Source organism: Anaeromyxobacter sp. Red801 (genome assembly GCF_049201065.2).
In the GTDB taxonomy this organism is placed as follows: domain Bacteria; phylum Myxococcota; class Myxococcia; order Myxococcales; family Anaeromyxobacteraceae; genus Anaeromyxobacter.
In genome coordinates this window covers 3,205,965-3,232,789 of the sequence record NZ_CM181236.1, presented here as the reverse complement: position 1 = coordinate 3,232,789, position 26,825 = coordinate 3,205,965, and the positions used below count along the sequence as shown (strand labels likewise).

Here is a 26,825-nt window from a genome sequence, read left to right as displayed (position 1 = left end):
CGGCGCGCGCCGATATTTCGGCGCCTACCCGGCGATCCCGTGGAGCGCCTCGTCGAGCCGCCTCAGCGTCTCGTCCTTCCCGAGGATCTGCACCACGTCGTACATGCCCGGGGAGGCGGTGCCGCCGGTGAGCGCCACGCGGACCGGCTGCGCCACCTTGCCCAGGCCCACCCCGCGGCGCTCCGCCTCGCCGTGGAACACCTGCTCGACGGCCTGGGTCTCGAGCGCGGGGAGGGCGGCGATGGCGTCGCGGACGGCCTGGAGCACGGGCTTCGTGTCGGCCGTCAGGAACTTGGCCTTCGCCTTGGGGTCGAGCGCGATGGGCGCGTAGAAGTAGCGGAACTGCTGCGCGTACTCGCCCAGCGTCCTGGCGCGCTCGCGCGCCACCGCGCAGACGTGGCGCAGCTTCTCGTCGTCCTCGGCGGGCAGGCCGGCGGCGCGGAAGTGCGGCAGCGCCAGCTTCGCCAGCTCCTCGGGCGAGAGCCGCTTCAGCCACTCGTGGTTCACCCAGGCCATCTTCTCCGGGTTGAACACGCCCGCGGTCGCGCCCACGTCCTTCAGGTCGAAGTAGCGGACGAGCTCGTCGAGCGTGAAGAGCTCCTGGTCCCCGTGCGACCAGCCCAGGCGGACGAGGTAGTTCACCACCGCCTGGGGCAGGAAGCCCATGTCGCGGTACGCGGTGACGCTGGTCGCGCCGTGGCGCTTCGAGAGCCGGGCCTTGTCCGCGCCCAGGATCATCGGAAAGTGCGCGAACGTCGGCACGGGGTAGCCGAGCGCCTCGTACATGAGGATCTGGCGCGCGGTGTTGTTCACGTGGTCGTCGCCGCGGCCGACCAGGTTGATCTCCATGGTGATGTCGTCCACCACCGCGCCGAAGTTGTAGAGCGGCACGCCGTCGCCGCGCAGGATCACCTCGTCCTGCAGCGTGTCGTGCGGCGTCGAGATGACGCCCTTCACGAGGTCGTTCCAGCTCGTCGCGCCGGCGTCCGGCACGCGGAACCGGATCACGTGCGGGCGCGAGGGATCGTAGGGCGCGTCGCGGCAGGTGCCGGGGTAGCGGAACTGGCGCTTCTGGGCCTCGGCCTGCTTGCGCTGCGCGTCCAGCTCCTCGCGCGTGCAGTAGCACGCGTACGCCTTGCCCTCGCGGATGAGCCGCTCGGCGTGCGCCTTGTAGAGGTCGAGCCGCTCGGTCTGGAAGTAGGGCGGGTGCGGCCCGCCGACGCCGGGCCCCTCGTCCCAGTCGAGGCCCAGCCACCGCAGCCCGTCGAGGATGGCGTCCACGGCGAGCTGCGTGGAGCGCTCGCGGTCGGTGTCCTCGATGCGCAGCACGAACGTGCCGCCGTTGCGCCGCGCCCACAGCCAGTTGAAGAGCGCCGTCCGGGCGCCGCCGATGTGGAGGTAACCGGTAGGGGAGGGGGCGAAGCGTACGCGGGGCTTGTCCATGGCGGGCGCAAGCTACCATAGCTACAATCGGCCGGTGCACAGAGCGCTCGCCCTGTTCCTCGCCGCGGTGGCGCTCCCCGCCGCGGCCGCGACCTTCCGCTCCACCACCATCGAGGAGGCGGCCCGCTCCTCCGACGCCGTCGTCCGCGGCCGCGTGGAGCGGCAGGCGTCGCGCGTCGAGGCGGACGGCCGCCGCATCGTCACCGACGTGGTGATCGCGGTCTCGAGCGCCTGGAAGGGAAGCCCCGGCGCGCGCGTGACGGTCACGGTGCCGGGCGGCGTGGTGGGCGACGTCGGGATGTGGGTGAGCGCGGCGCCGCGCCTCGCGGACGGCGAGGAGGTGGTGCTGTTCCTCTACCGCCGCGGCGGCGGCTGGCGCGTGAACGGGCTCGCGCTCGGGAAGTTCCGCGTGGACGGCGACCGGGCCGAGCCGGACGTGGACGAGGACGAGCAGCTCGCCGCGCCGCTGCGCGCCGGCGAGGCGCGCCTCGCCCGGACCTCCGTCGCCGAGCTGGAGCGGCGGGTGAGGGCGGCGCGATGAGCGCGCGCGCGATCGCCGCGGCCCTGGCGCTCCTCGCCGCGTGGCCGGCGCAGGCCTACAAGCGGTCCTGCGCGACGAACGGCAAGCTGACCGTCTGCTTCTACTGGCCGGATCCGTCGGCCGTGACCTGGAAGGTGAACCCGGTGCGCGGCGGCAGCTCCCCGAGCTGCGACGCGGCCGCCGGCGCCGATCCCGCGGTGCAGGCGGCCCAGGCCGCGTTCGCCGCCTGGGAGGGCGCCACGCGGGCGGGCGAGGGCGCGCCGTGCGCCCACCTCTCGCTGCCGTTCGGGGGGACCACCAGCACCGCCATCGCGCAGACGGGGATGGGGACGAGCAGCGAGCACCTGGTGGTGTTCCGCAAGGGCTGGTGCTCCGACGTGGCCGCGGCACATGCGGATCCGTGCTGGGCGACCGCGTCCTGCAACAACACCTTCGATTGCTTCGACGACGAGGGCCCGGGCGGCGGCCAGGGCGGGCTGGGCAAGAGCGTGCTCGCCATCACCACGGTCATCTACAACCCGAACTCGGGCGCGATCCAGGACGCCGACCTCGAGGTGGCGGACTGGAGCGGCGCCGGCGCCGGGACGAGCATCGTCGGCGCGTCCGATGGCTGGTACTTCACCTGCGGGAGCGACTCGACCCTGGGGCAGACCTGCGCGACCTACGGCCAGGCGAGCTGCGGCTACGAGGACCTGCAGAACACGCTCACCCACGAGGCCGGCCACTTCATCGGCCTGGCGCATCCGTGCGACGGCAAGGCGTGCCCGGGAACCTCCTCGCCGGACGTGACGATGTACCCGACCGCCCCGCCCAAGGAGATCCAGAAGCGGACGCTGGCCGCGGACGACGTCGAGGGCGTCTGCGCCATCTACACCGCGGCGGGCCCGGTCCAGGAGATCAGCGGGAAGAAGAGCGGCGGCGGGTGCGGCGCGGGCGGCGACGGTGGCCTGGGCGCGTTGCTGCTCGCCGGCGCGGCGCTGCTGCAGCGCGTGCTCCTCCACCGCTCTTCCCGGGCGTAGCGCGGCCGGCAGGCCGCGCGGCGTCGAGGGAGCTCAGCGCACGACCACGCCGGCGTAGCCCACCACCGCGTCGTCGTCGCCGCTCACCTCGCCGGAGTGCGCGTAGCGCACCAGCTCGGCGCCGGTCGCGCCGAGCGCGCGGGCCGCCACCAGCATCACCGTGGCCGGGACGATGCCGCACATGGTGATCCCCTCGCGGCGCACCACCTCGTAGAGCCCCTCGGCGTCGAGCGCGAGCAGCCGGTCCAGCGCCCGCCGGTCGCGCCGGCGGGCCTCCGCGGCCGGGAGGTAGTGGCTCATGTCCGAGGACGCGACCACCAGCGCGCCGGCCGCCCGCGCCGCCGCCCCCACCGCCGTCCCGAGCGCCTCGCACTCGGCGAAGGAGAGCGGCCCGAGGCACAGCGCCGCGATGGCGACGCCGGGCCGGGCGCGCTGGAGGAACGGCACCTCGACCTCGAGCGAGTGCTCGCGGAGGTGGGCGAGCCGGTCGCCCTCGACGCCGGGCGCGGCGGCGAGCGCGGCGGTGAGCTCCGGGTCCACCGGCACGGTGCCGAGCGGCGTGCGCCACGCGCCCCCGGGCCACAGCGCCGCGCCGGCGTGCCCGAGGCCGGTGTGGTTGGGGCCGAGGACGATGGCGCGCGGCGGCACCGCCACGCGCGCGAACGTCGCGCCGGCCACCGCGCCCGAGTACACGTAGCCGGCGTGCGGCACCAGCACGCCGAGCGCCGGGGCGGGCGCGGCGCCGGCCGACAGCCAGGCGTCCACCTCGGCGGCGAGCGTCGCCGCCCGGGCGTCGTAGAACGCTCCCGCGACCGCAGGCTCCCGGACCATGGCGCGATCGAGTATAACGCCCGGGATCATGGGCAGCCGGAAGGTCCTCATCGTGGACGACTCGAAGGCGGTGGTGGACGCGCTCACCGTCGCGTTCGAGGACGCCGGCTTCGAGGTGGCCACCGCCGCCGACGGCGAGGAGGTCTTCCGCAAGATGGCCTCGGTCGAGCCGGACGCGGTGCTGCTCGACGTCTACATGCCGCGGCTGAACGGGGCAGACGTCTGCCGCCTGCTCAAGGCGCACCCGCACTGGCGGAAGACGCACCTCGTGCTCATGTCCTCGCGCATCGGCGAGGCCGAGCGGGACGCCTACCGCCGGCTCGGGGCGGACGAGGTGCTCCGCAAGCCGTTCGACCCGGCCGCCGCCGTCGCGGCGGTGATGGGCGCCGCGCCGCGCGCGTGACGGCGCGCCCCGCCCTGCCGGCGGGGCGCGCACGCCTTCAGGGCATCACGGTGAACGCGGGCAGCGAGGCGGCGGCCTGCCCGGCGTCCGAGCGCTGCGGCGGCGTCGGTCCGCCGGGGTTCCAGACCGCGACGTGGTAGGCGGTGCCGCCCGGGGCCGCGTAGGCCGCGCGCGTGTCGAGCTGGACCGTGATCCGGGTCGGGCTCTCCACCGTCACCGTGCCGGGCACCGCCTGGAAAGCGGGCGCGCCGGGCCAGCCCGGCATGAGCTCCGAGGTCACCATCACCGCCGAGCCGCCCGTGCCGGAGGCGTCGGGCTTCGCGAAGTTGGTGCCGGTGAGCGTGACGGTGACCGGCGTGTCCGACTGGCGGGCCGAGGCGGGGCTGACCGCGGCGAGCGTCGGCGCGCCCGGGGTGACGTTGAACGAGAGCGCGTTGGACGGCGCGGCGCCCGGGTTGCGCACCTGCAGCGCGTAGGTGCCGGTGTCGAGGCCGACGGTGGACAGGCTCACCGTGACGCTGGTCGCGGTCGTGGCGGTGGGGACCAGCTCGGCGGCGGCGCCGGTGAAGATCACGCGCACGCCGGAGAGCGGCGGGCGCAGGTTCGCGGCGGTGAGCGTCACCGGGATCGCAGCCGCGCCCTGCTCGCGGCCGCGCACGCTGGCGGCCTGGAGGATGGCCTGGTTCGAGAGCACACGGAACGTCCACGTGCCCGAGGCCGTGCCGGCGCCGGGGAACCACACGCGCGCGAGCCACGAGCCCTCCGGCTCGCCGTCGAGCGACAGCGGCGCGGACACCGAGGTGCCGCCCGCGTCCACCGTCGAGGCGAGCGGCGGGCGGAAGGCGCCGCCGGGCGGCTGCACCTGCACCTGCGCGTCGGCGGGGAAGCCGGTGCCGGCGAAGGCGAGCGTCACCGCGTCGCCCTGGTAGGCGGTGGCGGGCGAGAAGCCGGTGACCTGCGCGGGCGAGGCGCCCACCACGAACGGCAGCCGGGCCGAGTCGGCGCCCTGGCCGCTGCGGACCCAGACCTCGGAGGTGCAGGTGCCCACCGCGCACCCCGGCAGCCGGAGCTGGCCGACCAGCAGCCGGTTCGCGTCCACGTAGGTGGTGGGCTGCTCCACGCCGTCGAACACCACCCGGCTCGCGAGGTCGAACCCGTCGCCCGTCACCGTGAGCGAGACGATCTCGCCCGCGCCGGCGCCGCTCGGGCTCACCGCGCTCGCGACCGGCGCCTGGCTCACGATCGCGAACGGGAGCGCGTTGGAGGGGAGCGGGGACGGCACCGCGTCGTTCACCACCCAGATCTGGTACCCGGCGCCCGGCGGCAGGAGCGTCGCGTCGAGCGTGCAGGTGAGGCCGGCGTCGCCGGGGGTGGAGGGGAGCCCCTGCTCCGCCAGGCGGTCGCCACGGATCCGGCACCGGCTCTCCGTGCCCAGCCCGGTGCCCTCCACCAGGACCGAGGTGACCGCGCCTGCGGGGGCGCTCGCGGGCGTGAGCGCGGTGAGGTGCGGCTCGGGGTTCACCACGTCGAAGCGGACCGCGTTGGAGATCACGCGGTCCGGGTTGACCACGCGCAGCCAGAGCGCGCCTGCCGGCAGATCGGCGAGCGCGAGCTGGACGCGGAGCCGGCCGTCGGGGACCCGCTCCGCCGGCCAGGTGCGGGTGCCGGCGTCCGAGGCGGTGCGCACGGTGGCGCCGGCCGCGAAGCGATCGCCCGACAGCTCCACCGTCACCGGCGCGAGGCCGCCGCGCGGGGCGGCGCCCGGGGTGACCTGGCGGACGTAAGGTGCGACCGGCCCGCCCGGCCCGCAGGCGGACGCCGCGCAGATCTGGCCGGCGCCGCAGGCGTTCCCGCACATGCCGCAGTGCGCGGGATCGGTGCGCAGGTCGATGCAGCGCTGCTCGCCCTCGCAGCTCGCCTCGCAGCTCGCGGGATCGAACGCCGCGGCGTCGCCACCGCCGCCCTTGCACGCGGTGCCGAGCAGCGCCGCCGCGATCGCCAACGCGGCGAGCGCGGACGGCCCGGCGCCGCGGCGCGCACGGCGCCGCAGCCCCGCGAGCGCGAGGAGCACGCCGAGCGCGGAGAGCAGGCCCGCGTCGCCCGAGGCCGAGGCGCAGCCGCCGCCGCCGCCGGAACCGGCCGCGGGGGGCACCGTCACCGGCGCGGTGCCGGACGCGTAGCACTGGCCGCCCGCGCAGGCGCCGGCCGGGCAGACCACGCCCGAGCACGGGTCGTCCACGCAGGTGCCGTCGCGGCACACCTGGCCGCGCCCGCAGCCGAGCCGGGCGCAGGGATCGGCCACGCAAGTGCCGTCCTGGCAGCGCTGGTCCGGCGCGCAGGCCTTGCCGGCGCAGGCGTCCACCTCGCAGAACCCGTCCACGCCGCACTTCTGCCCGGCCGGGCAGGTCACGAACGTGCACGCCTGCACGCAGTCACCCTGGCGGCAGAACGTGCCGGCCGGGCAGGTGAGGCCGGCGCACGGGTCGGCGGTGCAGGCGCCGTTCCGGCACACCTCGCCGGCGGGGCAGCCGGCCAGGTAGCAGCTCCCGCCCACGCAGGTGCCGGAGCCGCGCGCGCAGACCGAGCCCTCGCCGCAGTCCACGCCGGCGCAGCGATCGTTGCACGCACCGTACGAGCAGGCCAGGCCGTCGGGGCAGGTGGTGCCGCCGCAGCTGCCGCGCTCGCAGGTCCCGGAGGCGCTGCAGGCGTAGCCCTCGGGGCAGGGCAGCTCGACGCCGCAGGTGGAGGGCACGCACACCCCGTGCACGCAGGAGAAGCCGTCGCCGCAGGAGGCGCCGTCGTCCACCGACCCGTTGCAGTCGTTGTCCTGGCCGTCGCACAGCTCCGGCGCGGGCAGGAGCTGCCCGGCGCACGCACCGGCGAACTCGCCGCCCACGCAGGCGCGCGCGCCCGCGGCGCACAGGCCCACCCCGGCGGTGCCGGCGGGGCCGTCGTAGCAGGCCTCGGTCTCGCCGTCCCGGCAGGCGGCGCAGGCCGGCGGCCCGTCGTCCGCCATCCCGTTGCAGTTCTGGTCGATGCCGTCGCGGCACAGCTCGGTGGACGGCAGCACCTCGCCCACGCAGTTGCTCCACTGCCCGCCGGTGCCGCAGGTCTGCACGCCGGTGGCGCACCGGCCCACGCCGGCGGTGCCGGCCGGCCCGGTGTAGCAGGCGCGCTGGACGCCCGCGGTGCAGGCCTGGCAGCCGTTGTCGATGGCGCCGTCGCAGTCCTCGTCGGACGCGGTGCCGCCGCCGCCCTCCGCCAGGCACACCTCCGGCTGCGGCAGCACCTGGCCGGTGCACGCGCCCCAGCTGCCGGCGGTGCAGGCCTGCGTGCCGGCCCGGCAGGCGCCGCGCGGCTGCCGGCTCACCGGGTCGAGGCTGCTCTCCGGTCCGTAGTAGCAGGCCTGGGTGAGGTCCTCGTCGACCTGGCCGTCGCAGTCGTCGTCGAGGCCGTTGCAGCTCTCCTGGGCCGGCACCACCGCGCCGGCGCAGGCCGTCATGGCGTAGCTGCCGTCGGCCGCCTTCGCGCAGGTGGACACGCCGGCGTGGCACACGCCCACGTTCTCGGTGCCGGCCGGCCCGCCGTAACAGGCCTGCTCGAGGTCCTCGTCCACCAAGCCGTCGCAGTCGTCGTCGAGCCCGTTGCAGATCTCGGCGGCCGGGCCCTTCACCTGCTCGCACACCGGCTGGCCGGAGGCGGAGCAGCGCAGCACGCCCTTGCCGCAGACGCCGAGGCGGCCGGTGTCGCAGGAGACGCCGCTCTCGGTGCAGCCCGCGCCCAGGTTGAACAGCGTGTTCAGCACCAGGCGCGAGCCCGCGATCTGGAAGCTGCCCTGCACGCCGGAGTAGCTGTGGCCCGCGAGGTACACCACCGTGCCGTGCGACGCGTCGGCCGGGCGCAGCGTGAAGTAGTCCCAGGTGCCGTACGGATCGCTCGCCGCGACGAGCCGCTGCACGCCGGCCTGGTAGGCGCCGCCTGCGGAGGCGTCGGCCGGGCGGTAGTCCTCCACCGCGCCGGTGAGCGGCTTGAAGGGGAAGTCGCCGAGCTGCATGAGCGGCGAGGCGAAGCTGCCCACCACCGCAGGCGCGGGGAACGGGCTGGTGGGGAGCTCGTTGTAGCGGACGCCGGTGGTGGTCTGGAACCGGGTGGAGAGGCCGGCGGCGACGTCCTCGAAGCCGTCGGAGTAGTCGAGGGTGTAGGCGGTGTTGGAGCCGCGCTTGAACGCGCCCTCGAAGCTGCCCAGGCCGGCGCACTCCGCGAACACGTCCTTCCCGTCCTTCACGAACCCCGCGATGGTGCGGAGCACCTGGTCGACCTTGGCGGTGGGGTACAGCGACGAGGCGCAGGCGCTGTTGCTGCCGAAGCTGGAGCACGAGCCGGGCGCCACCCAGTGCGGCACCCAGAGGATCTGGTAGCCGTTCTGGAAGAACCGGCTGGTGCGGTAGTCGGTGGAGCCGGGCGCGGGCTGGAAGTCCTCGATGCCCAGGCGGTCGTAGATCTCGCCGTGGGGCCCGGTGGCGGTGCCGGCGGCCGTGCCCGAGCCGATGCCGGCGCGGGCGAGGTAGCCGGAGATCACCGGCTCGGCGTTCTTCGCCGAGGTGACCGTGACCGGAGAGGTCGAGGTCAGGTTGCCCGAGCCGATGTCGAGGAGCGCGAGCTTGGGCGGCGTCGCGCCGCCGGCGCTCCAGCCGCCCGCCATCACCTTCGCGACCGGCGCGCGGAACGCCACGTTCGCGACGTGGACGTTCACCGCCTCGAACGTCGCCCGGTAGCGCTGCAGGACGGCGAGCGCCTTCGCCTGGTCGGAGCCGTCCACCACGAATGGCCCGCCCATGTAGCGGATCACGTGGTCCTGCGTGGGCGGGGCGCCCGTGCCGCCGCTGGCCCAGTCGTACGACAGCACCGGGAACCCGCCGTCGTACTGGATCGCGAAGTCGTGCGCGGTGAGCGAGGCCTTGGCCGGATCGATGGCCCAGTACACCGCCACGTCGTTGCGGATGAGCTGGTAGACGAGGCCGTACGCCTTGATCGCGTCGCCCGCGTCGGCCGCCTGCGGGCAGCCGGAGGGCTGGCCGGTGCCGGTCGCGCCGTCGGTCTGGAACTGGTAGCAGCGGTCCATCGGGATGACGAGGGAGCCGCGGGCGAAGACCTTGGGGCCGGGCTGCAGGTCGCCGCAGGTGGGGGCGAGCAGCGGCAGCACGCCCGCGATGAGCGCGAGCGGGGCGACGCCGGACCAGAGCTTGCGGACGAGTGACGAGCGAGCGGGGGTCATGGTTACACTCCTCGGTGGCCGCCGAGCCTTAGCACACGGTCCGTGAAGCGGGCGAGGGGCCGCCCGTCACCTCCCGTCCCACAGGTCCGTCCGCCGCGCACATCCGCGGTGCCGGTGGTTGACCGCGCCGCGGGGCCGTGCGATCCCGGCGGCGTGCCCGAGCCGCTCCCGACCGCCGGCGCCGCGCCCGCCCCGCCGGATCCGCCGCGGACGCTGGTGGCGACGTGGGCGAAGGCCATCCTCGCCATCGCGCTGGCGAAGGCGGTGGCCGTCGTGGAGCCGACCGGGCTGCTCGGCGCGAACCTGGCCGGCGTGGCGGCGTTCGCCTTCATCGCGCTCCCCGACGCGCGCCTGCGCGCGCGCGCCGAGGGATGGGACGCGTACGGCCTGCCCTGGCACGGCGCCCGCGACCCGCGCACCTGGCGCGCGCTCGGGCGCGGGACGCTCGCGGCGCTCCTCGCCTGCGCGGTGGTGTTCCCGCCGTTCGTGGCGGGCTTCTGGGCGTACGCGGAGCTGCTCCCCCGCCTGCCGGAGGGCCTCACCCGCGCGCTCGCGCCCTACGCCGGGGCGCCGCACCTCGCGCCGCGCCTGCCGGACCACGCGCTGCGGCTGGTCGCGGTGCAGGTGCTGGTGGTGGCGCTCCCGGAGGAGCTGTTCTACCGCGGGTGGATGCAGACGTCGTGGGCGCGCACCGCGCCGGGGCAGGGGCGGACCGTGCTCGGCGCCCGCCTCGGCGCCGGCTTCCTGCGGACCCAGCTCCTGTTCGCGGCGGGGCACCTCGTCACGCTCCAGCCCTGGCGGCTCGCCACGCTGCTGCCCGGCCTGCTCTTCGGCTGGCTGCGGGCGCGCACCGGCGGCCTGGTCGCGCCGGTGCTGGTGCACGCGGCGTCGAACCTGCTCCTGGCCACGCTGGAGGCCTCCTTCTACCGGTGACAGGCCGGGGGGCGGGCGCTAAGTAGGGCAGCGCCGGGGTGCGGCCGCACCGGCCGGCGCGAGGGGCACGGCATGGGATCGGGAACGGGAACCATCCGCGAGATGCTGGAGGACCTGGAGGAGCGCACGCTCCACCCGCGGGCGGCGCGCTCCGCCGCCTCGCGCGGCCGCGCCCGCCCGGAGGAGCCGGATCCGGAGCGCCCCGCGTTCCAGCGCGATCGCGACCGGCTGCTGCACTGCAAGGCGTTCCGCCGGCTGGCGGGGAAGACGCAGGTGTTCCTCGCGCCGCGCGGCGACCACTACCGCACCCGGCTCACGCACACGCTCGAGGTGGCGCAGGTGGCGCGGTCCATCGCCCGCGCGCTGCGGCTGAACGAGATGCTGGTCGAGGCGATGGTGATGGGCCACGACCTCGGCCACACGCCGTTCGGCCACGCGGGCGAGCGGGTGCTGAACCAGGAGGTGCCGGGCGGCTTCCACCACGTGGTGCAGTCGGTGCGGGTGGTGGACGTGCTGGAGAAGGACGGCCGCGGCCTCAACCTCACCGCCGAGGTGCGGGACGGGATCCTCCGGCACTCGAAGGGCAAGGGCAACGTGCTGCTCAAGGGCTCGGGCGAGAAGGCGCTCACGCTCGAGGCGGAGATCGTCCGCATCGCCGACATCGTGGCCTACGTGAACCACGACCTCGACGACGCGCTGCGCGCCGGCCTGTTCGCGGAGTCCGACCTGCCCGCCGACATCCGCCGCACGCTGGGCGGCGGGCGCTCCGAGCGCTTCGCCACGCTGGTCCACGACGTGATCCGCCGGTCGGACGTGGACGGCGGCGGGCACATCGAGATGTCGCCGGACGTGCACCAGGCGCTGCTGGCGCTCCGCGACTTCCTGTACGCGCGCGTCTACGAGAACCCGGTCGTCCACGACGAGTTCGTGAAGGCGCAGCGCATCCTGCGCGATCTGTGGGAGTGGTGCCTGGAGGACCCGGCGCGCCTGGCGACCCGCCACGGCGTCGTGCCGCGGGACGGTGAGGGGCTGGAGCGCGCCGTCACCGACTGGCTCTCGGGGATGACCGACCGGTTCGCGCTCGCGACCTGGGAGGAGCTGTTCGTGCCCCGGCCCTGGTCGCTGCTGTAGGGGGCGGCGAGGCGCTAGGCGCTCGCCAGCGAGGACACCGTCACCTGGAGCGTCCGGCTCACCGAGACGACGCTCCCCTCCGGCACCTCGATGAAGCCGTTCGGCGCGAGGAGCCGCGAGGCGAAGCAGACCGCCTTCACGCGGCGGTGCGGCCGGACGCGCGGATCGCTCTCCGGCGTGTCCGGCCCGATCTCGTCCAGCTCGCAAGGGACGATGCCCTCGAGCAGCGCGTAGAACAGCGGCCCGCCGCGCCGGGTGGCGACCAGCGAGCGGCCGTTGGTCGCGACGAAGCACAGCCGCGAGTGCCGCTGCTCGCCCACCTCGCGGCACCACGCCTCGATCTGGCGGACGGTGCGCGCCAGGGCGCGCCCGGCCACCTGCGCGTCGAGGTCGAGGTCGTCGAGCGCTCCCTCGTCGCGGAGCAGCTTGAGGAACCACATGAACGCGTGCTCGGAGTCGGTCTCGCCGGCGATGTTGCGCCGCAGGAACTCGGGGAGGCCCTCGAGGAGCCTGGGCTTCACCTGCTCGAAGCCCTCGATGGCGCCGTCGTGGGCGAACAGCCACCTGCGGAACCGGAACGGATGGGTGTTCTCGTCCTTGGCCGTCCCGACCGTGGCGCGGCGCGCGTGGACGAGCACCGCCTCGGAGTCCACGCGACCCACCAGATCGGGCAGCGCGAGCGCCGACGGCGCGCCGGTGGGACGCTTCCCGAGCAGGACGCTGCCGGCCTGGTAGTAGCCGAACCCGTAGCCATCCGGCGGCACGTCCCCGTCCTGCAGGGACACGTTCGCCCGCAACCGCGCGAGCTGGCACCGCATGAGGTTCGGATCGCTCTGGAGGATGGCTGCGAGCGCGCCCATGGCGCTCCTTCCTGGTCGTCCGGCGTGGCGGGGGCCGCCACCCCAAGAGTAATAACGCGCGGCTCCGACGTGGACAGCCCGGCCGTGCGCACACCGGCGGCGCGCGGCGTTTGACACCTTCCCGAACGCGCCGCTAGGATGCCCTAACCCGGCGAAACCGCTGGCCCTACTCGCCGGGCCCCCGCACCATCATGAGCGACGACATCGCCGTCGGTATCGATCTCGGAACCAGCTACAGCTGCGTGGCCACCGCCCAGGGCGACGGGGCGCCGCCCGCCGTGCTCCCCAACGAATGGGGGGAGCGCACGCACGCGTCGGTGGTGTCGTTCCTCGACGACGGCACGGTGCTGGTCGGCAACGACGCGAAGAAGAACATCATCACCAACGCCGAGAACACCGTGTACTCGGCGAAGCGCCTCATCGGCCGCTTCTACTTCTCCGACGAGGTGAAGAAGGCGCAGGCGGTGATGCCGTACCGGATCGTCGAGGGGCCGAACAACTCGGTCCGCATCGGGGTCCGCGACAAGATCTTCTCGGTGCCCGAGGTCTCCGCGCTGGTGCTGAAGGAGATGAAGGCCATCGCCGAGACGGCGCTCGGGCGCGAGGTGAAGAAGGCGGTCGTCACCTGCCCCGCCTACTTCAACGACAACCAGCGCCAGGCCACCAAGGACGCCGGCCGCATCGCCGGGCTCGAGGTGCTGCGCATCATCAACGAGCCCACCGCGGCGGCGCTCGCCTACGGGTTCGGCCGGGACATCAACCAGAAGATCTGCGTCTACGACCTCGGCGGCGGCACGTTCGACGTGTCGATCCTCGAGATCGGCAAGGACGTGTTCGAGGTGCTGTCCACCGCGGGCGACACCTACCTCGGCGGCGACGACTTCGACGACCGGATCATGACGTGGCTCGCCGACGACTTCCTGGCGAAGCACGGGCTCGACCTCCGCCAGAACAAGTTCTGCCTCCAGATGCTGAAGGAGGCGGGCGAGCGCGCCAAGATCGACGTGGGGCGCGACGGGGTGGCCGCCATCCAGGTGCCGGGCATCTGCCAGTCGCCGGAGGGCGAGGTCATCGACCTCGCGCAGAAGCTCACCCAGGACCAGTTCAACCGGATGGTGATGGACCTGGTGCAGCGCACGTTCAAGGTGTGCGACGAGGCGCTGCAGTCGGCGCGCCTCACCGCCGGCGACATCGACGCGGTCATCCTGGTGGGCGGGCCCACCCGGCTGCCCATCATCCGCAACAGCGTCCGCCACTACTTCCAGCGCGACCCGATGACCGGGGTGGATCCGGACGAGGTGGTCGCGCTCGGCGCCGCCATCCAGGCGCGCGCGCTGCTCTCCACCACCGCGGCGACCGCCGGCCAGGCCAGCTACCTGCTGGACGTGACCCCGCTCTCGCTGCGGGTCGGCACGGTGGGCGGGTTCACCGAGAAGATCATCGAGAAGAACACCCCCATCCCGATCGAGAAGTCGAAGACGTTCACCACCAGCCGCGACGGCCAGGACCGGGTGCGCATCCGCGTCTACCAGGGCGAGTCGAACCGCGCCGACGGCTGCGAGCTGCTGGGCGAGTTCGAGTTCACCGGGTTCCGCATCGGCTACCGCGGCGAGGTGCAGATCCAGGTGACCTTCGAGATCGACTCGAACGGCATCGTGAACGTCTCCGCCACCGACCTGGAGACGGGGCAGAAGACCTCGACCACCATCAGCCTCTCCTCCGGCCTCTCGGAGCAGGACCTCCGCAAGGCCATCGACGACAACGCGGGCATCGAGCTCGCGCGCGGCCCCCGCGCGGCCTGACCGGCCGGGCGGCCCGCGGACGACGGACGGGACGGAATGGACGCGCAGTTCCTCATCGAGGTGGAGACGCTGGCGGCCGCGCTCGACCAGCTCGACTACTACGGCGTGCTGAAGATCCCCGCCACGGCCACGCCGCCGGAGATCAAGGCCGCCTACTACCGCGAGTCGCGCACCTTCCACCCGGACCGCTACGCGGCGGTGCCGAGCGCCGAGGTCCGCGACCTGGTGGGCCGCATCTACCGCCGGGTGAACGAGGCGTACACGGTGCTGCGCGACGACCGCAAGCGCGCGCGCTACCTGGCCGACATCTCCGGGCCGGACCGCGAGCGCAAGCTGCGCTTCACCGAGGCCGACGAGGCGGCGGTGAAGGAGGAGCAGAAGCGCAAGCTGGAGGAGCAGCTCGGGCAGACGCCGAACGGCCGCAAGTTCTACGCGGCCGCGCTCACCGAGATCCAGGCCGGGCGCTGGGACGCGGCCGAGCGCGCGCTGAAGAGCGCGCTCATGTACGAGCCGGGCAACGCCCGCTTCAAGGAGCAGCTCGCGCTGGTCGCCGCCGAGGCCGAGAAGCTCCGCCCCAAGGGCGACTACCGGATCAAGTAGGCGTGACGCTCGACCTCGCCGTGCTCGCGGTGCTGGCGCTGGCCGCGGTGGCCGGCGCGATGAGCGGCGCGCTGCGCCAGCTGGTGGAGCTGGGCGGCGCGGTGCTGGGCTGGCTCGCGGCGCGGCAGCTCGCCGGCGCGGTGGCCGGCGGCCTCGAGCGCTGGATGCCGGGGCTGGTGGCGCGCGCGGCCGCCCCGGCGCTCCTGTTCCTCGGCACCTGGGCGCTCGTGTCGCTGGTGGGCGCGTTCGTGCTGCGCGCCACCGGCGTGTCCGGGGTGGTGCGCGGCCCGGCCGACCGTGGGCTGGGGGCGCTGCTCGGGGGCGCGAAGGGCGCGCTGGCGGCCTGGGTGCTGGTCTCGGCGCTGCTGCTCGCGGCCGGCGGCGCGCCCCGGGCGCTCGGGCTCGACCTGCGGGGCAGCGACTTCGCCGCGCTGGTGCGGTCGCACGACCTGCTGGAGCGGCTCGACCCGGAGCAGGCGCGCGCGCTGGAGCGTGCGCTGCACCGCTGAGGCGGCTCACCCGCCGGCGAGCCGCTCCGGTTCCTCCGCCGCGAGCATCCCCGGCCCGATCGCCTCGAGCCGCGCGCGCACCCACGCCGCGTCGAGCAGCACGCGCGTGCCGCCCCGCTCCGGGGCCTCGAAGAGCAGCTCCGCCAGCGCCTCCTCCACCACCGCGCGGAGCCCGCGCGCGCCCGCGCCGCGCTCGCGCGCGAACGCGACCAGCTCGCGCAGCGCGCCCTCGGTGACGTCCAGCTCCACGCCGTCCGCGGCGAGCAGCGCGCGCATCTGGCGGAGCACCGCGTCCGGCGGGCCGGTGAGCACCTCCAGCAGCGCCTCGGGCCCGAGCTCGTCGAGCTGCACCACCACCGGGAGCCGGCCCAGGAACTCGGCGAGCATCCCGTACTCGACCAGGTCGCGCGGCCGGATCCGCCGGCGCGCCGCGGTCGCCCCGGGCCGCGCCGCCCCGAAGCCGAGCGAGCGGCCGTCGCCGCCGTAGGCGAACAGGTCGGAGAACGTCCCGGCGCAGACGAACAGGATGTCGGTCGTGTCCACCGGGACGGTGTCGCGCCGCGCCCACTGCGGCCCGCCCAGGCCGAGCGGCACGTGCACCTCGCGCCCCTCCAGCAGCTTGAGGAGCGCCTGCTGCACGCCCTCGCCGCCGATGTCGCGCTGGCCCGCGCCGCCGCGGACCGGCTGCGAGCGGCGGGCGATCTTGTCCACCTCGTCCACGAACACGATGCCGCGCTGCGCCTCCTCGATGGAGTGGCTGGCGCGCAGCAGCAGCTCGCCGATCATGGTCTCCACGTCCTTGCCGTAGTAGCCGGCCTCGGTGAACTCGGTGGCGTCGGCGACGTGGAAGGGGACCTCGAGCACGCGGGCCAGGTGGCGCGCGAGGTGGGTCTTGCCGCAGCCGGTCGGGCCGATGAGCAGGACGTTCGACTTCTGCAGCGCCACCTCGCGGCTGGCGCGCCGCAGGGCCACGCGCTTCGCGTGGCCGTAGGCCGCGACCGCCAGCGCGCGCTTCGCGTGCTCCTGGCCGATGACGTACTGCGAGAGCCGCGCGTGGATCTCGCGGGGGGTGAGGACGGGGAGCGGCTCGTCCAGGCGGAGCGGCGGCTTCACACCCTGAACGGTATGGCCGGGCGGCGGCGCGGCAACGGCGCGCCGGGCGCGCGCCGGGACGCGGCGCCGCTCAGCGCCCGGCCAGCGCCCAGCCGATCAGCTTGTAGAGCAGGCGGGCGCCCACGTTGCCGTCCCAGTCGCCGCCCTCGGGGCCCGGGGAGACCTCGACCACGTCGAAGCCGACGACGCGCCGGCCGCTCCGCACCACCGCGCCGACGAGGTACGCGGCCTCCTGGAACGACAGGCCGCCGGGCACCGGCGTGCCGGTGTGCGGGCAGAGCGTGGGATCGAGCCCGTCCACGTCGAAGGTGACGTACACCTCGCGCGGGAGCGGCTCGACGATGCGCGCGACCTGCGCCGCCCAGGGCTCGCCCTCGAAGCGCGCGCGGGCCAGCGCCGCGTCGTGGTGCTGCACGATGCGCCCGCCCGACGCGGCCGCGTAGGCGTGCTCCTCCTCGGAGAGGTCGCGGAGCCCGACCTGCACGATCCGCGACAGCTCCGGGAGCCGCTCGGCCGCGTTGTAGATCACCGAGGCGTGGCTGTAGGTGAACCCCTCGAACGCGACGCGGAGGTCGGCGTGGGCGTCCACGTGCAGGAGCCCCATGCCCGGGTGGCGCCGCGCGTGCGCGGCGATGGCGCCGAGCGCGGTGGAGTGGTCGCCGCCCACCAGGCCGACGACCTTGCCGCGGGCGAGCAGCCCGGCGACGCGCTCCTCGACCCAGGCGTTGACGCGCCCGCAGGCCTCGTCCACCTCGGCGGCCGCCCGGGCCAGGTCTTCCCGGCCGGGCACCACGCCGCCGGCGGCGATCACCGGCTCGGCGGCCGCGCGCGCCTCGCGATCGAGCCGCGCGAGCTCCTCCGGCACCGGCAGCATGTGGATGCCGGCCTCGTACGGGCGGCCGGTCTCCACGTCGAACAGGTCCACCTGCCGGCTCGCGTCGAGGATCGCCTCGGGGCCGCGCGAGGTGCCGCCGCCGTAGGAGGTGGTGGCCTCGAACGGCACCGGGACGAGCACCACGCCCGCGTCGCGCTCGGAGTGGGGGAGGCCGAACACGCCGGAGCCGGGCTGCGCGGCGGCGGAGGGATCGAAGGTCATGGGGGGAGTCTAACGCGCGCCCGCAGCCGCGGGCGCGCGAGGTCGCGGCCCCGCGGCCCCTTCGGCGGGCTCGGGGTCCGCGGGGCGGGGCGCAGCCCCGTTCAACTGCTCACACCACCGGCGGTCGCGCGGACGACTGGAGCTGGAGCTGCACCAGGCCGATCTGGCCGTCGTCGGCGGGCTTGAAGGCGAGCTCGGAGAGCTTGGCCTGACGGTAGACGTCGAGCATCCGCTCCTGGCCCAGGCGCCACACCGACACCATGGTGCACGCGGTGGAGTGGCCGCAGGCGTCCTCGCCGTCGAGGCAGACGTTGAGGGCCACGGGGCCCTCCACCGACTCGATCACGTCGAGGAAGCTGATGTCCGCCGGCATCCGCGCCAGCGCGTAGCCGCCGTGCGGGCCGCGGGTCGAGCGGACCAGGCCCGTATCCACCAGGGTCTTCAGGATCTTGGCGAGGAAGTCCTCCGGCACGTCCATCTGCCGGGCGATCTCGCGGAACGGGACCACCGAGTCCTGCGGGATCGACGCGAGATAGATCATGGCCCGGAGGCCGTAGTCGATCTTCCGTGAGATCCGGAGTACGTGCTGCATGGAGCTGAACCTTCGCCTTTCCGCGCGCCGGCCCCTCTCCCTTCCGGGCGCGCGCCGACCTGGAGAGGCGGCTATCCTATCACGACCGAGGTGCACAGTTCATGGGCAAGCCGGCCGCCGGTCAGGGCGTCAACGGAAAGATAGACCTGCATTCCCACAGCAAGGCGTCGGACGGCCAGTATCCCGCCGCCGAGGTAGCCGAGCGGGCGAGCGCGGCGGGCGTGGGCGTGTGGGCGCTCTGCGACCACGACACCGTGGCGGGGATGGACGACGCGGCCGCGGCGGCGTCGCGGCTCGGGCTGCGGCTGGTGCCGGGCATCGAGCTGTCGGCGTTCCTGGAGCGCCGCGAGATCCACCTGCTCGGCCACTTCGTGGATCCCGCGCACCCGCGCCTGCGCGCGTTCGAGGACTTCCTGGCGCTGCGCCGGCGCGAGCGCATGCAGCGCATCGTGGAGAAGCTCGGCGCGCTGGGCCTGCGCCTGCGCGTCGAGGACATCGAGAAGTGGAGCGGCGGCAAGACCATCGGCCGCCCCCACGTCGCGCGGGCCCTGGTCGAGCAGGGCGCGGTGGCCACCGTGAAGGAGGCCTTCGACGCCTACCTCGGAGAGGGGAAGCCGGCCTACGTGCAGCGCTACCGCCTCGAGGCCGACGAGGCCGTCCGCCTGGTGCGGGCCGCCGGCGGCACCACCACGGTCGCGCACCCCGGCGTCTCGAAGCTGGAGCGCTGGGACCTCGAGCGCCTCCGCCAGGCGGGCGTGGAGGGGCTGGAGGTCTACCACGTCGATCACAACCCCTCGGTGCGCGAGAAGTACCTGCGCATCGCCGAGGCGCTGGACCTCGTGCCCACCGCCGGCTCGGACTTCCACGGCGAGGCGGTCGCGCCCGACCGCCACCTCGGCGACGTGAGCATGCCCGAGCACGAGCTCGCGCGCCTCGAGGCGCGGAGGCCGTAGCCGTCGGGGCGAGGGCGCAGGCGAAGGACACCAGCAGGGAGGGGCCCCAGCCGCAGGCTGGGGAGGGGTGCAACCCCTCCCCGCGGGGACCGCTCGCGCGCCCGCGCAGGCGGGCGCGAGCGGTCACGGGCCCCGCGCAGCAGGGTGGGGCGGGGCGCAGCCCCGACATAAAAAGGCCCGACCAGCGGGGGCGCTGGCCGGGCCCGGGGAGGGCTTGGCGGGGGGAGGGTTCCCGCTAGCCCCGGAACAGCGTGAGCGACGCGCGCGTCCACTCGATCATCGGCGCCCACCAGATGCCGAAGACCAGGATGGCGACCGAGAACGCGCCCAGGATGAGCTGGTAGCCGGGCTTCGCCGGCATGGCCGCGGGCTCGGCGTACGGCACGTCGATGAACATCGCCCGGATGATCCGCACGTAATAGAAGAGCGACACCGCGGTGTTGAGCGCCGCGATGATCGCGAGCAGCGCGTACCAGTTGCCGCCCGGGCCGGGGATCCGCTCGAAGACGGCGTAGAACAGGTACCACTTGCCCGCGAACCCGGCGAACGGCGGGATGCCGGTGAGCGAGAACAGGAAGATGGCGAAGGCGACCGCCGCGACCGGCGCCCGCTTCGACAGGCCCCGGTAGTCGAGGATCGACTCGGAGCCGGTGGACTCCGCCACCCAGATGACGACCAGGAACGCGCCCAGGTTCATCACCAGGTACACGAGCATGTAGATCATCACCGACTGCACGCCCATGGCCGAGACCGTCGCGAGGCCCATGAGCGTGTAGCCGGCGTGCGCGATGGAGGAGTACGCCAGCAGGCGCTTCAGGTTGGTCTGCGCGAGCGCGCTCAGGTTGCCGAGCGTCATGGTGACCGCGGAGACCACGCCGATCACGGCCGGCCACGGGATGCCGCCCAGCGCGTCGGCCAGGCCGGTGGTGGGGGAGGCCGGGCCCGCGAACGCGGACAGGAAGAAGCGGAGCGCCAGCGCGAAGCCGGCCGCCTTCGGGCCCACCGACAGGAACGCGGTGAACGGCGTCGGCGCGCCCTCGTACACGTCCGGGCACCACATGTGGAACGGGACCGCGGCGATCTTGTAGCCGAGGCCCGCGGCGACGAAGACGGCGCCGACGACCAGCGCGATGCGGGTGGCGGCGAGCGGCAGGCCCGAGGCCTGGATGGCCTGGATGCGCGGCCCGAGCTCGAGCAGGCTGGTCGTGCCGGTGAGGCCGTACAGGTAGCTCATGCCGAACAGCATCACGCCCGAGGCCACGCCGCCGTAGATGACGTACTTCAGCGAGCCCTCGGCGGCCTTGCGGTCCCCGCGGCGGAAGCCGGCGAGCACGTAGCTCACGATCGAGACGAGCTCGATCGACATGTACATCATGAGCAGGTCGGTCGCGCTCGCCATCATGAACATGCCGAGCACGACCGCGGTGAGCAGGCCGTAGAACTGGCCCACGCGCGAGGCGTCGAAGTCCTTGCCCTGCGCGGTGATGAGCACCGTCAGCGCGCCGGCGCCCAGGAACAGCCACTTGAAGAAGATCGCGAACGCGTCGTTCGCGAGCATGCCGTTGAAGAGCGCCTGCGCGTCGGCGGGCTGCTGCGCGAGCAGGGCCGCCGCCGCCGCGAACACCACCAGCGAGGCCGCGCTCAGCCAGGCCACGCGGGCCGCGCTCTTCTTCCAGGCGATGTCCAGCACGAAGAGGACCAGCGCGCCCACCGTGAGGGCCGCCTCGGGGCGGAACCACGCGGTGGAGCGCAGGTTCTCTTCGACCAGTGGGATGAGGTCCGTCATGCGTCGCCCCTCGGGCCTACAGCGGCTTGATGTTCTGGATGAGGGCGTGCAGGGCCGGGTTGATGACGCCCAGGATCGCCTGCGGGTAGAAGCCCAGGTAGATGCAGATGACGGCGAGCGGGTACAGCGCCATGCGCTCGCGCCAGTTCAGGTCCGGGTAGCCCTTGTAGACCGGGTTCAGCTTGCCCAGGAACATCCGGTGGATCGCCCACAGGTAGTACGCGGCGGTCAGGATGACGCTGGTGGCCGAGATGATGGTGTAGGTGGTGAACACCGGGAACGCGCCCGAGAACACCGTGAACTCGGAGATGAAGCCGGCCAGGCCGGGGAGGCCCAGCGAGGCGAAGAACGCGAGGCCCATGATGGCGCTGTACTCGGGCAGCTCCTGCGCCAGGCCGCCGAACTTCTCGATCTCGCGGTGGTGGGCGCGGTCGTAGATCACGCCCACGATGAGGAACAGCATCGGGCTGATGATGCCGTGGGTGAAGAGGTTCAGCACCGCGCCCGAGATGCCCTGGGGCGTCATCGCCGCCATGCCGAGCAGCGAGAAGCCCATGTGCGAGACCGAGGAGTACGCGATGAGCTTCTTCAGGTCCTTCTGCGCGAGGCAGACGAACGCCGCGTAGATGATGTTGATGACGCCGAACACCGCGATGGCGCCGGCCGCCCAGGCGGTCGCGTCGGGGAGGATCCCGTAGTTGAAGCGCAGGATGCCGTAGATGCCCATCTTCAGGAGCACGCCGGCCAGGATGACGGAGATGGGCGTGGGCGCCTCGACGTGCGCGTCGGGCAACCAGGTGTGGAAGGGGAACATCGGGATCTTGATGGCGAACCCGATGAACAGGCCGATGAAGACGAGCTTCGCGAACGAGAAGCCGAGGATGGGGGCGGCGTTGCGGAACTGGCCGGCCGCGCCCTGCTTGGCGAGCTCGATGAGGTTGAAGGTGTGGCCGCTCGACCAGGAGCCGTCGGCGAGCTGCGCCGGCGCGCTGTTGTAGTAGATGCCGATGATCGCGAGGAGCATCAGCACGGAGCCGGCCAGGGTGTAGAGGAAGAACTTGATCGCCGCGTACTCCTTGCGCGGCCCGCCCCAGATGCCGATGAGGAAGTACATCGGCAGGAGCATGATCTCCCAGAACACGTAGAACAGGAACATGTCGAGGGCGACGAAGGTGCCCATCATGCCGGTCTGCAGCAGCAGCAGCATGGCCATGTAGCCCGGCACCATCCGCACCGAGAAGTGCTTGGGGTGGTGCGGGTCGTCGTGGCCGTCGTCCACCATGCCGGCCATCTCGGCGTCCTTCTTCCCCGACCACCACGGCATCGACGCGATGGTGGCGATGAAGGAGATGAGGCCGGACAGCAGCACCATCGAGATCGAGATGCCGTCGACCCCGAAGTAGAACTCGATGTTGAAGGCGCGGATCCAGGTGAAGTGCTGGACCAGCTGCACGCCCGTGGCCGACGGGTCGTACATGCGCCACGCGGCGATGGCGGCCGCGAAGGAGAGCGCGCTCGTCACGAGCGCGATCCAGCGGGAGCCGTCGTCGACGAGCTTCTTGTCGAGGCGGAGGAAGAACTTCGCGGCCAGCAGGACGACGATGAGCGCCGACCCGATGACCGGGAAGAAGGTGGCCCAGCTGAGGACGTTTCCTGGCGTGAACATGACGCGCTCTCCCGGTTGCTACGAGATGAGGAAGTTGAGCAGGACCACCACCAGCGCGCCGCCGAGCGCGCCGTACAGGTAGGTCTGGACCTTGCCGGTCTGGAGCGAGCGGAGGTACCGGCCGCACTCCTGGGTGACGCTGGCGACGGCGTTCACCGCGCCGTCCACGAGGTACTTGTCGATGGCGCCGTCGAGGTTGGCGACCACGCGGGTGACCGTGCCGGTCAGCAGCACCAGGCGGTCGATCACGTTCGAGTCGAACCAGGACGCGGCCTGCGCGACCTTCAGCGACGGCTTCAGGACGGCGACCGCGTACAGCTCGTCCACGTAGTACTTCTCGTAGACGACCGTCCAGACGCCCAGGAAGCGCTCCTTGAGCCGCGCCGGGACCTCGCTCTTCGCGTCCTTGAACAGCAGCATCGCGAAGAACCAGCCGACCGCGCCGGCCAGCACGCCGATCGCCTGGAACATGTACTCGGTGGAGTGCGACAGGTGCTGGAAGGGCACGCCCTCCTGCGCGGTGAGCGCGGGCGCGAGCCAGTGCTCGAGGATGGGCGCCTTGCCGGTCCAGGCCATGGGGATGCCCAGGAACAGCGTGAAGAAGGAGCCGAGCGCGAGCAGCGAGAGGACCAGGGTGACGGTCCAGGGCGACTCGTGCGGCGTGCCGCCGTGGTGGCCGTGGTCGTCGTGCGCCGGCGCGTGCGCCGTCGCCGCCGCGGCGGCCGGGGCGTGGACCGCGTGGCCGTGGGCCGGGGCGGCGTGGCCATGCGCGTGGCCGTCGGCGTGGACCGCGCCGTCCGAGGCGTGGACCGAGACCGACAGGTGCGACATGGCCGCGGCGCTGGCGGAGTGCGGGTCCTCGTTGTGCTCGTCGTGGTGGCCGGCGTTCCCGCGGTACTCGCCGGTGAACGTCATGTAGTAGGACCGGAACATGTAGAAGCTGGTGCCGGTCGCCGCGACGATGCCGACCACGAAGATGGCCGGCCCGAGCCACGGGGTGGGCACGCCGAACAGCGCCAGGTGCCCGCTGGTGAACGCCTTGTAGAGGATCTCGTCCTTCGAGTAGAAGCCGTTCATCCACGGGAAGCCGGCGATGGCCCAGCACGCCGCGAGGTAGGTCCAGCGCGTGATGGGCATGTGCTTCTTCAGCCCGCCCATCTTCCGCATGTCCTGCTCGTGGTGGCAGCCGAGGATCACCGAGCCGGAGCCGAGGAACAGCGTGGCCTTGAAGAAGGCGTGCGTGAGCAGGTGGTACGCGCCGGCCCAGTACGCGCCCACGCCGACCCCGATGAACATGAAGCCGAGCTGGGAGACGGTGGAGTAGGCGAGGACCTTCTTGATGTCGTACTGGAAGAAACCGATCGACGCGGCGAAGATCGCGGTCGCGGCGCCGATGAGCGCCACCCAGCCCATCGCGCTCGGCGAGAGCGCGAACAGGAAGTTGAGGCGCGCCACCATGTACACGCCGGCCGTCACCATGGTGGCGGCGTGGATGAGGGCGGAGACCGGCGTCGGGCCCGCCATCGCGTCCGGGAGCCAGACGTAGAGCGGGATCTGGGCGCTCTTGCCCATCGCGCCGACGAACAGGAGGACGCAGACCAGCGTCAGGAGCGAGACGCCCCAGATGGTCGAGCCGGCCAGGTGCTCCTTCACGCCGGTGGACTCGATCACCACCTGATCCCGCAGCTCGCGGAAGCTCATGGTGGGGCCGACCTTCACGTCGTGGACGGCCGGGGCGAGCGCGTGCGCCTGCGCGGCGGTGGCGGCGCCGGCGGTGGCGTTCAGCTCGGCGATGGGCTGGTAGTCGTTGTTCCGCAGGCCGCTGCCGGTCCGCGGCGTCCACGCGCCGCCCAGGGCCCAGAACAGCAGGAACAGGCCGGCCAGGAAGCCGAAGTCGCCGAAGCGGTTCGCCACGAAGGCCTTCATGCCGGCCTTCGCCTTCTCCGGGTCCGTGTACCAGAAGCTGATGAGCAGGTACGAGGCGAGGCCGACGCCCTCCCACCCGAAGAACATCACCGCGAAGTTGTCGCCCATCACCAGGAGCAACATCGCGAAGACGAACAGGTTCAGGTAGCTGAAGAACCGCCAGTACGACGGCTCGTCGTGCATGTACCCGATGGAGAAGACGTGGATGAGCGAGCCGATCCCGGTGATGACGAGCACCATCATCATCGAGAGCGGGTCGAGCGCGAACCCGAAGTCCACCGTCATCCGCCCGGCGGTCATCAGGTTCCAGAGCGTGTCCTGGAGGAAGCGCTCCTCGGAGGGGAGGCGCAGCATCTGGGAGAACGCGACCAGCGCCACCCCGAAGGCCGCGAACATCGCGGTCACCGCGATGCGGTGGACGATCTTCTTCCCGAACAGCTGCTGCAGCTTCCAGCCGACCAGCGCGTTGATGGTCGCGCCGATGAGCGGGAACAGCGGGATGAGCCAGAGGTAGCCGACGTTCGTGACGGCGATCCGGCCGAGCTCGTGAGCGGTCTCGTGCATCGGCTACTCCCGCATCAGGTCCGCGGCGCGGACGTCGATGGTCTTGAACGTCTGGAAGATGGCCAGGACGATGGCGAGGCCCACCGCCGCCTCCGCCGCCGCCAGGACGATGACGAACAGGGCGAAGACCTGCCCGGTGACGCCGCCGCCCGAGTAGTGGTTGAAGGCCACGAAGTTCACGTTGGCGCCGTTCAGGATGAGCTCGACGCCCATCAGGACGCCGACCGCGTTGCGCCGGGTGGCCACGGTCACGATGCCGAAGGCGAACAGCAGGGCGCCGACGACGAGGAAGTGCGAGAGCGAGATCTGCATGGCGTTCTCCGGCCGGTCAGTCGGCCTTGATCTCCTTGCGCGCGATGACGATGGCCCCGACGAGCGTCGAGAGCAGCACCAGCGACGCCACCTCGAACGGCAGCAGCCACCGCGAGAGGAACGCGTCGCCGATGGCCTGCGTGGTGGGGGCGAGCGGCGCGGGGGCCCCGGCCTGCCACGGGGTGAGCAGCGCGACCGCCAGCAGCACCGGCGCGCCGGCCACGAACAGCAGGAACCCGCCGAACAGGCCGAAGCTGGTGTTGGAGACGTTGATGTCGGTGATGCGGTTGGTGAGCATCACCGCGAACAGGATCAGCACCAGCACGCCGCCGATGTAGATGAGCAGCTGGGTGACGGCGACGAAGTCCGCCGAGAGCAGCACGTAGAGCGCGCCCGCGCCGAGCAGCGCCACCAGCAGGCCGAAGGTGCTGTAGAGGATGTTGCGCGAGAGCGCGACGCCGGCGGCCCCGGCCACGGTGAGGACCGCGAGCACGTAGAACAGCACGTCCGGCAGGCCCAGGCCGGCCGCCTCGGGGCGCGGCGTGGCCAGCGCGGCGGGGCGGATCACCTGGGTGGTCATGTAGCCGACGAAGGCGATCACCGCGACGGTGGCGACCGCCCAGGTGGTGAGCTTTCCTCCCTTGGATTCCATCGGCGGCCTCACTTGGACTCGGGGTTGGCGGCGGGGGCCGCGGGCGCGGCCGGCGCCTCGGCGGCCGGCGCGGCGGGGGCGGCGGCGGCCGCGGGAGCAGGGGCGGCGGGCTTGGCCGGAGCGGGAGCGGCGGGGGCCGCGGCAGCGGGGGCCGGGGCGGCAGCAGCGGCGGCGCCGGCGGCCGGCGCGGGCTTCGCGGCCGGGGCCGCCTTCGCGGCGGGCTTCGCCTCGGCCGGCTTGGGCGGCTCCGGCGGCAGGAACTGCGGCGCCGACCGGTCCCAGGCCATGGTCTCGAGGCGCTGGCGCACCAGCGAGCCCAGCGGGACGCGCGGGTAGTACTCCGCGTTCTTGTCCACCTTGTAGACCGGGAACGGGTTCATCGGGTCGGCCCAGCGGAACACCAGGTTCCGGATGTGCTTGTGCGTGCCCTCGAACTCGCGGGTGTGCTGGATCGAGCCGGTGGGGCAGGGCTCGACGCACAGGCCGCAGAACATGCACTTCGCCTCGTCGATGTCGAACTGGGTGACGACGCGCTGCTTCGGGTTGGCCGCGTCCTTCTCCAGCGAGATCTGGATGCAGCCGATCGGGCAGGCGCGCTCGCAGGCCTGGCACCCGGTGCAGATGCCGGTGTCCACCTCGAGGAACCCGCGGTAGCGCGGCGGGAGCATGTCGCGCACCGGCATGGGCGTGCGGTCCGGGTACTGGACCGTGGTCGGCCGGCGGGCGAGGTACGAGAGCGTGATCGAGAGGCCGTGCCAGAAGGACTTCACCGTGTCCCGGATGGCGCCGGTGTACGCGCGGACGGTCTGAGGCATCGT

22 protein-coding genes are annotated in these 26,825 nt (G+C 73.2%); 9 read left to right on the top strand and 13 right to left on the bottom strand.

Annotation, left to right across the window (positions count from 1 at the left end; genetic code table 11):
• Positions 1-24: 24 nt before the first annotated feature.
• Positions 25-1,443, bottom strand: coding sequence for a glutamate--tRNA ligase (gltX, locus tag ACOQFB_RS14905; RefSeq protein WP_421609756.1), 1,419 nt, complete (start codon positions 1,441-1,443; stop codon positions 25-27).
• Positions 1,444-1,477: 34 nt separating this feature from the next.
• On the opposite strand from gltX, the gene ACOQFB_RS14900 reads away from it, so the two are divergent.
• Positions 1,478-1,984, top strand: coding sequence for a hypothetical protein (locus ACOQFB_RS14900; RefSeq protein ID WP_421609755.1), 507 nt, complete (start codon positions 1,478-1,480; stop codon positions 1,982-1,984).
• A complete protein-coding gene (locus ACOQFB_RS14895) occupies positions 1,981-3,003 on the top strand; it encodes a matrixin family metalloprotease (RefSeq protein ID WP_421609754.1) in 1,023 nt (340 codons plus the stop codon). The genes ACOQFB_RS14900 and ACOQFB_RS14895 overlap by 4 nt, the downstream gene beginning before the upstream one ends.
• 33 nt (positions 3,004-3,036) lie before the next feature.
• Here ACOQFB_RS14895 and amrB read toward each other — a convergent pair whose 3' ends face one another.
• Positions 3,037-3,885, bottom strand: coding sequence for an AmmeMemoRadiSam system protein B (gene amrB, locus ACOQFB_RS14890; RefSeq protein WP_494492265.1), 849 nt, complete (start codon positions 3,883-3,885; stop codon positions 3,037-3,039).
• On the opposite strand from amrB, the gene ACOQFB_RS14885 reads away from it, so the two are divergent.
• Positions 3,863-4,237 (top strand): response regulator, encoded by a 375-nt coding sequence (locus ACOQFB_RS14885; protein WP_421609752.1) that lies wholly within the window; start codon positions 3,863-3,865, stop codon positions 4,235-4,237. The genes amrB and ACOQFB_RS14885 overlap by 23 nt on opposite strands.
• Before the next feature lie 37 nt (positions 4,238-4,274).
• Here ACOQFB_RS14885 and ACOQFB_RS14880 read toward each other — a convergent pair whose 3' ends face one another.
• Complete coding sequence (locus tag ACOQFB_RS14880) at positions 4,275-9,512, bottom strand: choice-of-anchor Z repeating domain-containing protein (RefSeq protein ID WP_421609751.1); 5,238 nt, start codon at positions 9,510-9,512, stop codon at positions 4,275-4,277.
• A gap of 153 nt (positions 9,513-9,665) precedes the next feature.
• Between ACOQFB_RS14880 and mrtX the strand changes: the two genes are divergently transcribed.
• Together mrtX and ACOQFB_RS14870 are read left to right on the top strand one after the other, a co-directional pair.
• Positions 9,666-10,445 carry a myxosortase MrtX gene (gene mrtX, locus ACOQFB_RS14875; protein ID WP_421609750.1) on the top strand — a complete coding sequence of 260 codons (780 nt, stop codon included), beginning with the start codon at positions 9,666-9,668 and terminating at the stop codon, positions 10,443-10,445.
• A gap of 72 nt (positions 10,446-10,517) precedes the next feature.
• Entirely contained in the window at positions 10,518-11,576 is a 1,059-nt protein-coding gene (locus ACOQFB_RS14870) for a deoxyguanosinetriphosphate triphosphohydrolase (RefSeq protein ID WP_059437304.1), read from the top strand.
• A gap of 14 nt (positions 11,577-11,590) precedes the next feature.
• Here ACOQFB_RS14870 and ACOQFB_RS14865 read toward each other — a convergent pair whose 3' ends face one another.
• Positions 11,591-12,436, bottom strand: coding sequence for a class II glutamine amidotransferase (locus ACOQFB_RS14865; RefSeq protein WP_421609749.1), 846 nt, complete (start codon positions 12,434-12,436; stop codon positions 11,591-11,593).
• Positions 12,437-12,627: 191 nt separating this feature from the next.
• Here ACOQFB_RS14865 and ACOQFB_RS14860 point away from each other — a divergent pair, with 191 nt between their 5' ends.
• The 3 genes from ACOQFB_RS14860 to ACOQFB_RS14850 are packed head-to-tail and all read left to right on the top strand — an operon-like array spanning position 12,628 to position 15,347.
• On the top strand, positions 12,628-14,238 hold the full coding sequence (locus ACOQFB_RS14860; RefSeq protein WP_059437302.1) for an Hsp70 family protein: 1,611 nt from the start codon (positions 12,628-12,630) through the stop codon (positions 14,236-14,238).
• Positions 14,239-14,274: 36 nt separating this feature from the next.
• Positions 14,275-14,838 (top strand): J domain-containing protein, encoded by a 564-nt coding sequence (locus ACOQFB_RS14855; RefSeq protein WP_059437301.1) that lies wholly within the window; start codon positions 14,275-14,277, stop codon positions 14,836-14,838.
• A 2-nt stretch (positions 14,839-14,840) separates the two neighbouring features.
• Positions 14,841-15,347: a CvpA family protein gene (locus tag ACOQFB_RS14850; RefSeq protein ID WP_059437300.1), complete on the top strand. Its 507-nt coding sequence runs from the start codon at positions 14,841-14,843 to the stop codon at positions 15,345-15,347.
• A 6-nt stretch (positions 15,348-15,353) separates the two neighbouring features.
• Here the strand turns inward: ACOQFB_RS14850 and clpX are convergent, their stop codons facing one another.
• The 3 genes from clpX to ACOQFB_RS14835 form a co-directional block, all read right to left on the bottom strand.
• Positions 15,354-16,460, bottom strand: coding sequence for an ATP-dependent Clp protease ATP-binding subunit ClpX (gene clpX, locus ACOQFB_RS14845; RefSeq protein ID WP_421609748.1), 1,107 nt, complete (start codon positions 16,458-16,460; stop codon positions 15,354-15,356).
• Between the two features lie 70 nt (positions 16,461-16,530).
• A complete protein-coding gene (locus ACOQFB_RS14840) occupies positions 16,531-17,556 on the bottom strand; it encodes an agmatinase family protein (RefSeq protein ID WP_421609747.1) in 1,026 nt (341 codons plus the stop codon).
• Positions 17,557-17,665: 109 nt separating this feature from the next.
• On the bottom strand, positions 17,666-18,148 hold the full coding sequence (locus tag ACOQFB_RS14835) for an RrF2 family transcriptional regulator (RefSeq protein WP_059437297.1): 483 nt from the start codon (positions 18,146-18,148) through the stop codon (positions 17,666-17,668).
• A gap of 101 nt (positions 18,149-18,249) precedes the next feature.
• Here ACOQFB_RS14835 and ACOQFB_RS14830 point away from each other — a divergent pair, with 101 nt between their 5' ends.
• Positions 18,250-19,101, top strand: coding sequence for a PHP domain-containing protein (locus ACOQFB_RS14830; RefSeq protein WP_059437296.1), 852 nt, complete (start codon positions 18,250-18,252; stop codon positions 19,099-19,101).
• 235 nt (positions 19,102-19,336) lie between these two features.
• Here ACOQFB_RS14830 and ACOQFB_RS14825 read toward each other — a convergent pair whose 3' ends face one another.
• The 6 genes from ACOQFB_RS14825 to ACOQFB_RS14800 are packed head-to-tail and all read right to left on the bottom strand — an operon-like array spanning position 19,337 to position 26,822.
• Positions 19,337-20,887: an NADH-quinone oxidoreductase subunit N gene (locus ACOQFB_RS14825; RefSeq protein ID WP_059437295.1), complete on the bottom strand. Its 1,551-nt coding sequence runs from the start codon at positions 20,885-20,887 to the stop codon at positions 19,337-19,339.
• A 16-nt stretch (positions 20,888-20,903) separates the two neighbouring features.
• Positions 20,904-22,553 (bottom strand): complex I subunit 4 family protein, encoded by a 1,650-nt coding sequence (locus ACOQFB_RS14820; RefSeq protein ID WP_421609746.1) that lies wholly within the window; start codon positions 22,551-22,553, stop codon positions 20,904-20,906.
• A gap of 18 nt (positions 22,554-22,571) precedes the next feature.
• Positions 22,572-25,043, bottom strand: coding sequence for a proton-conducting transporter transmembrane domain-containing protein (locus ACOQFB_RS14815; protein WP_421609745.1), 2,472 nt, complete (start codon positions 25,041-25,043; stop codon positions 22,572-22,574).
• 3 nt (positions 25,044-25,046) lie between these two features.
• The gene (gene nuoK, locus ACOQFB_RS14810; protein ID WP_011421630.1) at positions 25,047-25,355 is read right to left on the bottom strand and encodes an NADH-quinone oxidoreductase subunit NuoK; all 309 of its coding nucleotides are present in this window, start codon (positions 25,353-25,355) and stop codon (positions 25,047-25,049) included.
• A gap of 16 nt (positions 25,356-25,371) precedes the next feature.
• Complete coding sequence (locus ACOQFB_RS14805) at positions 25,372-26,007, bottom strand: NADH-quinone oxidoreductase subunit J family protein (RefSeq protein ID WP_421609744.1); 636 nt, start codon at positions 26,005-26,007, stop codon at positions 25,372-25,374.
• A gap of 8 nt (positions 26,008-26,015) precedes the next feature.
• Positions 26,016-26,822: a 4Fe-4S binding protein gene (locus tag ACOQFB_RS14800; RefSeq protein ID WP_421609743.1), complete on the bottom strand. Its 807-nt coding sequence runs from the start codon at positions 26,820-26,822 to the stop codon at positions 26,016-26,018.
• Positions 26,823-26,825: the final 3 nt, after the last annotated feature.

Bases quoted from the DNA above. Each gene is read 5' to 3' on its own strand.
- ACOQFB_RS14895 (WP_421609754.1), top strand. From the start codon at position 1,981: ATGAGCGCGCGCGCGATCGCCGCGGCCCTGGCGCTCCTCGCCGCGTGG.
- ACOQFB_RS14870 (WP_059437304.1), top strand. From the start codon at position 10,518: ATGGGATCGGGAACGGGAACCATCCGCGAGATGCTGGAGGACCTGGAG.
- ACOQFB_RS14830 (WP_059437296.1), top strand. From the start codon at position 18,250: ATGGGCAAGCCGGCCGCCGGTCAGGGCGTCAACGGAAAGATAGACCTG.
- ACOQFB_RS14885 (WP_421609752.1), top strand. From the start codon at position 3,863: ATGGGCAGCCGGAAGGTCCTCATCGTGGACGACTCGAAGGCGGTGGTG.
- ACOQFB_RS14820 (WP_421609746.1), bottom strand. From the start codon at position 22,553: ATGTTCACGCCAGGAAACGTCCTCAGCTGGGCCACCTTCTTCCCGGTC.
- ACOQFB_RS14855 (WP_059437301.1), top strand. From the start codon at position 14,275: ATGGACGCGCAGTTCCTCATCGAGGTGGAGACGCTGGCGGCCGCGCTC.
- ACOQFB_RS14800 (WP_421609743.1), bottom strand. From the start codon at position 26,822: ATGCCTCAGACCGTCCGCGCGTACACCGGCGCCATCCGGGACACGGTG.
- ACOQFB_RS14865 (WP_421609749.1), bottom strand. From the start codon at position 12,436: ATGGGCGCGCTCGCAGCCATCCTCCAGAGCGATCCGAACCTCATGCGG.
- ACOQFB_RS14835 (WP_059437297.1), bottom strand. From the start codon at position 18,148: ATGCAGCACGTACTCCGGATCTCACGGAAGATCGACTACGGCCTCCGG.
- nuoK (WP_011421630.1), bottom strand. From the start codon at position 25,355: ATGCAGATCTCGCTCTCGCACTTCCTCGTCGTCGGCGCCCTGCTGTTC.
- ACOQFB_RS14825 (WP_059437295.1), bottom strand. From the start codon at position 20,887: ATGACGGACCTCATCCCACTGGTCGAAGAGAACCTGCGCTCCACCGCG.
- ACOQFB_RS14805 (WP_421609744.1), bottom strand. From the start codon at position 26,007: ATGGAATCCAAGGGAGGAAAGCTCACCACCTGGGCGGTCGCCACCGTC.
- ACOQFB_RS14880 (WP_421609751.1), bottom strand. From the start codon at position 9,512: ATGACCCCCGCTCGCTCGTCACTCGTCCGCAAGCTCTGGTCCGGCGTC.
- ACOQFB_RS14815 (WP_421609745.1), bottom strand. From the start codon at position 25,043: ATGCACGAGACCGCTCACGAGCTCGGCCGGATCGCCGTCACGAACGTC.
- amrB (WP_494492265.1), bottom strand. From the start codon at position 3,885: ATGAGGACCTTCCGGCTGCCCATGATCCCGGGCGTTATACTCGATCGC.
- gltX (WP_421609756.1), bottom strand. From the start codon at position 1,443: ATGGACAAGCCCCGCGTACGCTTCGCCCCCTCCCCTACCGGTTACCTC.
- ACOQFB_RS14860 (WP_059437302.1), top strand. From the start codon at position 12,628: ATGAGCGACGACATCGCCGTCGGTATCGATCTCGGAACCAGCTACAGC.
- ACOQFB_RS14840 (WP_421609747.1), bottom strand. From the start codon at position 17,556: ATGACCTTCGATCCCTCCGCCGCCGCGCAGCCCGGCTCCGGCGTGTTC.